General features: G+C 53.7%; 2 protein-coding genes and 1 pseudogene. All 3 read left to right on the top strand.

The genetic code is table 11. The features are described from left to right. Window positions 1-644: pseudogene (locus tag ACK13D_RS22010) on the top strand (IS4-like element IS50R family transposase); the annotation flags it as partial. Further along, window positions 624-1,427, top strand: a complete 804-nt coding sequence (locus ACK13D_RS22005) for a carbohydrate-binding protein (RefSeq protein WP_334407799.1) — start codon at window positions 624-626, stop codon at window positions 1,425-1,427. The pseudogene ACK13D_RS22010 and the gene ACK13D_RS22005, both read left to right, overlap by 21 nt. A 287-nt stretch (window positions 1,428-1,714) precedes the next feature. Continuing rightward, window positions 1,715-2,575, top strand: a complete 861-nt coding sequence (locus ACK13D_RS22000) for a class A beta-lactamase TEM-181 (protein ID WP_000027060.1) — start codon at window positions 1,715-1,717, stop codon at window positions 2,573-2,575. Window positions 2,576-2,603 lie beyond the last annotated feature (28 nt).

Below are 2,603 nucleotides of genomic sequence, written 5' to 3'. Positions count from 1 at the left end.
GCCTGAGCCTGCGTAGCGGCCGTATTACCCTGAAACAGGGCAACATTACCCTGAACGCGGTGCTGGCCGAAGAAATTAATCCGCCGAAAGGCGAAACCCCGCTGAAATGGCTGCTGCTGACCAGCGAGCCGGTGGAAAGTCTGGCCCAAGCGCTGCGTGTGATTGATATTTATACCCATCGTTGGCGCATTGAAGAATTTCACAAAGCGTGGAAAACGGGTGCGGGTGCGGAACGTCAGCGTATGGAAGAACCGGATAACCTGGAACGTATGGTGAGCATTCTGAGCTTTGTGGCGGTGCGTCTGCTGCAACTGCGTGAATCTTTTACTCCGCCGCAAGCACTGCGTGCGCAGGGCCTGCTGAAAGAAGCGGAACACGTTGAAAGCCAGAGCGCGGAAACCGTGCTGACCCCGGATGAATGCCAACTGCTGGGCTATCTGGATAAAGGCAAACGCAAACGCAAAGAAAAAGCGGGCAGCCTGCAATGGGCGTATATGGCGATTGCGCGTCTGGGCGGCTTTATGGATAGCAAACGTACCGGCATTGCGAGCTGGGGTGCGCTGTGGGAAGGTTGGGAAGCGCTGCAAAGCAAACTGGATGGCTTTCTGGCCGCGAAAGACCTGATGGCGCAGGGCATTAAAATCTGCATCACGGGAGATGCACTAGTTGCCCTACCCGAGGGCGAGTCGGTACGCATCGCCGACATCGTGCCGGGTGCGCGGCCCAACAGTGACAACGCCATCGACCTGAAAGTCCTTGACCGGCATGGCAATCCCGTGCTCGCCGACCGGCTGTTCCACTCCGGCGAGCATCCGGTGTACACGGTGCGTACGGTCGAAGGTCTGCGTGTGACGGGCACCGCGAACCACCCGTTGTTGTGTTTGGTCGACGTCGCCGGGGTGCCGACCCTGCTGTGGAAGCTGATCGACGAAATCAAGCCGGGCGATTACGCGGTGATTCAACGCAGCGCATTCAGCGTCGACTGTGCAGGTTTTGCCCGCGGGAAACCCGAATTTGCGCCCACAACCTACACAGTCGGCGTCCCTGGACTGGTGCGTTTCTTGGAAGCACACCACCGAGACCCGGACGCCCAAGCTATCGCCGACGAGCTGACCGACGGGCGGTTCTACTACGCGAAAGTCGCCAGTGTCACCGACGCCGGCGTGCAGCCGGTGTATAGCCTTCGTGTCGACACGGCAGACCACGCGTTTATCACGAACGGGTTCGTCAGCCACGCTACTGGCCTCACCGGTCTGAACTCAGGCCTCACGACAAATCCTGGTGTATCCGCTTGGCAGGTCAACACAGCTTATACTGCGGGACAATTGGTCACATATAACGGCAAGACGTATAAATGTTTGCAGCCCCACACCTCCTTGGCAGGATGGGAACCATCCAACGTTCCTGCCTTGTGGCAGCTTCAATGACTGCAGGAAGGGGATCCGGCTGCTAACAAAGCCCGAAAGGAAGCTGAGTTGGCTGCTGCCACCGCTGAGCAATAACTAGCATAACCCCTTGGGGCCTCTAAACGGGTCTTGAGGGGTTTTTTGCTGAAAGGAGGAACTATATCCGGATAACTACGTCAGGTGGCACTTTTCGGGGAAATGTGCGCGGAACCCCTATTTGTTTATTTTTCTAAATACATTCAAATATGTATCCGCTCATGAGACAATAACCCTGATAAATGCTTCAATAATATTGAAAAAGGAAGAGTATGAGTATTCAACATTTCCGTGTCGCCCTTATTCCCTTTTTTGCGGCATTTTGCCTTCCTGTTTTTGCTCACCCAGAAACGCTGGTGAAAGTAAAAGATGCTGAAGATCAGTTGGGTGCACGAGTGGGTTACATCGAACTGGATCTCAACAGCGGTAAGATCCTTGAGAGTTTTCGCCCCGAAGAACGTTTCCCAATGATGAGCACTTTTAAAGTTCTGCTATGTGGCGCGGTATTATCCCGTGTTGACGCCGGGCAAGAGCAACTCGGTCGCCGCATACACTATTCTCAGAATGACTTGGTTGAGTACTCACCAGTCACAGAAAAGCATCTTACGGATGGCATGACAGTAAGAGAATTATGCAGTGCTGCCATAACCATGAGTGATAACACTGCGGCCAACTTACTTCTGACAACGATCGGAGGACCGAAGGAGCTAACCGCTTTTTTGCACAACATGGGGGATCATGTAACTCGCCTTGATCGTTGGGAACCGGAGCTGAATGAAGCCATACCAAACGACGAGCGTGACACCACGATGCCTGTAGCAATGGCAACAACGTTGCGCAAACTATTAACTGGCGAACTACTTACTCTAGCTTCCCGGCAACAATTAATAGACTGGATGGAGGCGGATAAAGTTGCAGGACCACTTCTGCGCTCGGCCCTTCCGGCTGGCTGGTTTATTGCTGATAAATCTGGAGCCGGTGAGCGTGGGTCTCGCGGTATCATTGCAGCACTGGGGCCAGATGGTAAGCCCTCCCGTATCGTAGTTATCTACACGACGGGGAGTCAGGCAACTATGGATGAACGAAATAGACAGATCGCTGAGATAGGTGCCTCACTGATTAAGCATTGGTAACTGTCAGACCAAGTTTACTCATATATAC

Source organism: Pantoea sp. K16 (assembly GCF_048452805.1).
Taxonomy (GTDB): domain Bacteria; phylum Pseudomonadota; class Gammaproteobacteria; order Enterobacterales; family Enterobacteriaceae; genus Pantoea; species Pantoea agglomerans.
The sequence above is the reverse complement of the archived record's forward strand: the minus strand, read 5'-3'. Positions and strand labels throughout refer to the sequence as shown.

Bases quoted from the DNA above. Each gene is read 5' to 3' on its own strand.
- ACK13D_RS22005 (WP_334407799.1), top strand. From the start codon at position 624: ATGGCGCAGGGCATTAAAATCTGCATCACGGGAGATGCACTAGTTGCC.
- ACK13D_RS22000 (WP_000027060.1), top strand. From the start codon at position 1,715: ATGAGTATTCAACATTTCCGTGTCGCCCTTATTCCCTTTTTTGCGGCA.